This is a genomic window from Acinetobacter sp. TY1 (assembly GCF_048551395.1).
Classification (GTDB): domain Bacteria; phylum Pseudomonadota; class Gammaproteobacteria; order Pseudomonadales; family Moraxellaceae; genus Acinetobacter.
This window is the reverse complement of the sequence record NZ_JBLYZK010000061.1, coordinates 1-3,582: the sequence shown is the minus strand read 5'-3', so window position 1 is coordinate 3,582 and position 3,582 is coordinate 1. Positions and strand designations below refer to the sequence as shown.

Below are 3,582 nucleotides of genomic sequence, written 5' to 3'. Positions count from 1 at the left end.
AAATGGCCGAAGACTTTTATAAGTTGGCTGCCTAGAATCTCCCAAGGGAAAGTCTCCTGATAATTCAGCGTATATCATTAATTATTGCTATGCCATTTTTTGTTCTTTTTGGATGGAGCCATACAGGAGAAGTTTCGAAAGAATGGTGGAAGATGTATACCGACACTTGGACTATCTTTATGGCTCTAATTCCAGGCTTGTCTTATTGGTTATTTTTAACTGATTTTAAAGTTAAAGAATTATTAAAGAAAAAAATAATATATTTCAATATATTATCTTTTGTTTTGACTTATTTGTCTTTGTTTCATCAGAAATATACATTGATAGACCGGATAGTTGTAGACAAGCTTGGAAAAGTTGAAGTTATAGGAGGAGGATTTCCATTACAGTTTTTAGTAGATGGTGAAATATCTCCAGGCGGTAGTATAGCGCTAGATCCTTTAAATATTATTATAGGAATAGATCAATTCATTTTTTTATATTTTATTCTTGATTATTTATTTTGGCTTATGTGTCTTTTAGTCGGTTATGCGTTTTTTCGAAAGATAAAAGTGAAATTATAATGTCTAAAATATTTATAAAATTAGGAATTTTACTTGTAGGTCTATGTCTACTTCTAATCATTAATTCATACAAACAGAAATTAAATCATGATAAAGAGATGGCAACACAGACAACAATACTTTTCTTTAATTCACTTGCTAAACATGATCTAGAATCAGCAATCAAATATGTTTGGCCAGATGCGCGATTACATGAAGATTTAAAAAGTTCTGAAAGGTTTCTCTCTTTCAAAGACTCAAAAATTTTAGAAGTAGTAAGGATTAATTATGATTCAGCGGAAAGTAGACCTGAGTATTATCAAGAATTTTATAAAATTATTTCAGTGATGGTAAAAGTTAAAGTCGTCCATATAGATGATGCTGGTAGTCCAGTAGGTGACTATATTTTATTTATTACTCTTGTGAAACAATCTCCTCAATCTGATTGGCTAATTACAGAATTTGGTAGTGGGCCTTAAGATAGTAATTATAGAGAAAAGCTAAAATTAACATAATACACCTTATACGAAATAAAAATGGGAGCCTTAAGCTCCCATTTTTTAAGTAATTTTTTCAAATAAGGCTTGGGTGAGCATCTAAAATTCGAATCAATGTAGCTGCTGGTCCAGTTGGATAGCGTCGTCCCTGTTCCCAATTTTGCAGGGTACGGGGGCTAATATGTAGACGTGCAGCAAATTCATTTTGGCTCAAGCCTGTTTTTTCACGTACTTCTTTAATATCAGGCAATTCGAGTTCTGTAACTCGGCTTGCTTTAACTTCTTTACGTTTGATAGCTCCAGCTTCTTTGATTGAAGCAACCAAGTTATCAAATAAGTTGTTATCCATGAAATTGCTCCTTCACGAGTTGGCGCAGAATGGCGGTTTCCTTATCTGTTAAATTATCTTTTACTGATTTTGGATAAGCCACTAAGAAAAAGATCTGATCATCCTCGGTGACCCAATAATAAATCACCCGTATCCCACCACTTTTCCCTTTGTTACCTTGAGCACAACGTACTTTGCGAATACCACCGCCATTCTTGATTAGGTCACCTCTATCAGGCTGTACCAAAAGATCTTGCTGAAGTTGACGATATTCCTCATCAGATACAAGGTCTTTAATTTGCTTGGTAAAGATGCTGGTTTCAATAAATAACATGGACTCTTTATACGTCAATGGCGTATTTGAATTTTAGCAGTTTCCATAACAAAAAACGAGAGCTGGTAGCTCTCGTTTCGCATAATCGCCATTATGTTAAATCGGGATGTTTTTCCACTCAATAGTGAATTAAGAATGCTCTATAAAATCAGTTGTTATTTGCCTTTTAAAGAAGGATTTATCTATGGGAAAGTGGCAATTAATACTTTCTTTACTTCATCTGACGTATTTGGATCTACTTTAAGCTCATTAACGGCTTCAATAATCCGTTTACGAACAGCTTCATTCTCTGAAAGTGAACGCTTAAGCTCATGTTCTTTCTTAGTGAGTAGGGAAGCATTATAAAGAACACCCAGAGCCAAAATTTGAACCTTTGGATTCGTATCCTTTAAATAAGGAATAATATCGTCTGCTGCTTCAATTGGGTTTAATTTCGTTAGGGATATAAGAATTGCACTTAATGCATCAGGATTCGATTCATTTTGTTTCAACAAATCAACTAGCTTATGGATTTTATCTTCTCGTGAATATGTAGGGCTATCATTAATAGCAATCATACTTTTTGCCCATTTAGGAGGCATTCCATGAGGGAGATTGGACGCATTGTTAGTGATACCGTCATTAGCATTAAGAGTATTACGGTTGGAACTGATCTTTTCTTGAGTTTCCATCAGCTCTTTACTATGTACATCATCACTTTTTTTGGCAAAAATAAAAAATCCAATAAAAGCTACTACGATTGCCGTAATAACTAAATAAATCAACTTACTATTATTTTTCATATCACCTACATTTTTAAATAAGAATGTCGTTACATCAATACTAAAACACCAAAATAAGTTTAAATGAGTTTTAAAAAATTATGTTCGAATAGGTAGTTGGCCTTAAAGTAGTAATTATTTACTTTCTCTACAATTAACATAATACACCTTATGCGAAATCAAAAATGGGAGACCTAAGCTCCCATTTTTACTGATTATTTTAAAATTTAAGCATTTTGAACTGTAAGTTTCAAACCTAAAGCATTCACTACACGATTGATCGTATCAAAACGAGGTGCTGAGTCATGACGAAGTGCTTTGTAGAGGGCTTCACGGCCAATGCCAGCCTCCTTCGCAATTTGGGTCATACCTCTTGCTTTAGCGATTACACCAAGTGCGTGAGCTAATTCAGCAGGATCATTATCTTCAAGCACCATATTGAGATACACCACAATATCTTCTTCAGTTTTAAGTGATTCAGCCATATCAAAACTTGGTAAATCAGCGACTTTAACCATTTTAATCCTCCAATGTTTTCGATAATTTGACTGCACGATCGATATCTTGTTGTTGTGTGGATTTATCTCCACCACCAAGCATAACAATCACAACGTCACCATGTTGGATATAGTACATCCTCCAACCTGAACCAAAGAATTCTCTCATCTCCCAAACACCTTCTTGGAGAGGCTTGATATCTCCCCAATTCCCACGTTGAACCTTATCTAATCTACGATTCAAGCGAATACGGGTCATATTGTCTTTAATATCATCTAACCATTCATCAAATTCAGGCAGACGTTTAATTTCAATCATGAGGATTCCTTCTATTCTTACTCAATTGTATTCGATCGAATACATAAAGCAAGTATTTTCCCTTTAGATTTGTCTACAAAATTTGTATAACGACTATTATGTTAAGTGAATCTTTTTATAGAACATCACCTCTTTATTTTATTGAGGCTTATTAGCATAATTTGAAATAGAATAGATAAAATGATACTAAGAGTTTTTTCGATATGAAGTTAATAAAGCCGACAATATTGATGTGTGCTGAAAAAACAGGAGGTTTTAACTTGGTAAACTAAACACACTCATCAGGAGTTTACCATGAGCAAGA

General features: G+C 33.9%; 7 protein-coding genes. 2 read left to right on the top strand and 5 right to left on the bottom strand.

Annotation, left to right across the window (positions count from 1 at the left end; translation table 11 throughout):
• Nucleotides 1-179 precede the first annotated feature (179 nt).
• Nucleotides 180-563 (top strand): hypothetical protein, encoded by a 384-nt coding sequence (locus ACK2M2_RS16275; RefSeq protein WP_419349894.1) that lies wholly within the window; start codon nucleotides 180-182, stop codon nucleotides 561-563.
• Nucleotides 564-661: 98 nt separating this feature from the next.
• Nucleotides 662-1,021, top strand: coding sequence for a DUF4829 domain-containing protein (locus tag ACK2M2_RS16270; RefSeq protein ID WP_224223039.1), 360 nt, complete (start codon nucleotides 662-664; stop codon nucleotides 1,019-1,021).
• 94 nt (nucleotides 1,022-1,115) lie between these two features.
• Here the strand turns inward: ACK2M2_RS16270 and nadS are convergent, their stop codons facing one another.
• The 5 genes from nadS to ACK2M2_RS16245 all read right to left on the bottom strand — a co-directional run bounded on the left by nadS (nucleotide 1,116) and on the right by ACK2M2_RS16245 (nucleotide 3,278).
• The gene (nadS, locus tag ACK2M2_RS16265; protein WP_062034273.1) at nucleotides 1,116-1,388 is read right to left on the bottom strand and encodes a NadS family protein; all 273 of its coding nucleotides are present in this window, start codon (nucleotides 1,386-1,388) and stop codon (nucleotides 1,116-1,118) included.
• A complete protein-coding gene (locus ACK2M2_RS16260) occupies nucleotides 1,381-1,701 on the bottom strand; it encodes a type II toxin-antitoxin system RelE/ParE family toxin (protein ID WP_039253786.1) in 321 nt (106 codons plus the stop codon). The genes nadS and ACK2M2_RS16260 overlap by 8 nt, the downstream gene beginning before the upstream one ends.
• A 182-nt stretch (nucleotides 1,702-1,883) precedes the next feature.
• Complete coding sequence (locus ACK2M2_RS16255; RefSeq protein WP_180185718.1) at nucleotides 1,884-2,483, bottom strand: HEAT repeat domain-containing protein; 600 nt, start codon at nucleotides 2,481-2,483, stop codon at nucleotides 1,884-1,886.
• Nucleotides 2,484-2,689: 206 nt separating this feature from the next.
• Nucleotides 2,690-2,980 carry an addiction module antidote protein gene (locus ACK2M2_RS16250; RefSeq protein WP_409512928.1) on the bottom strand — a complete coding sequence of 97 codons (291 nt, stop codon included), beginning with the start codon at nucleotides 2,978-2,980 and terminating at the stop codon, nucleotides 2,690-2,692.
• A 1-nt stretch (nucleotide 2,981) separates the two neighbouring features.
• On the bottom strand, nucleotides 2,982-3,278 hold the full coding sequence (locus ACK2M2_RS16245) for a type II toxin-antitoxin system RelE/ParE family toxin (protein ID WP_409512927.1): 297 nt from the start codon (nucleotides 3,276-3,278) through the stop codon (nucleotides 2,982-2,984).
• Between the last annotated feature and the right edge of the window lie 304 nt (nucleotides 3,279-3,582).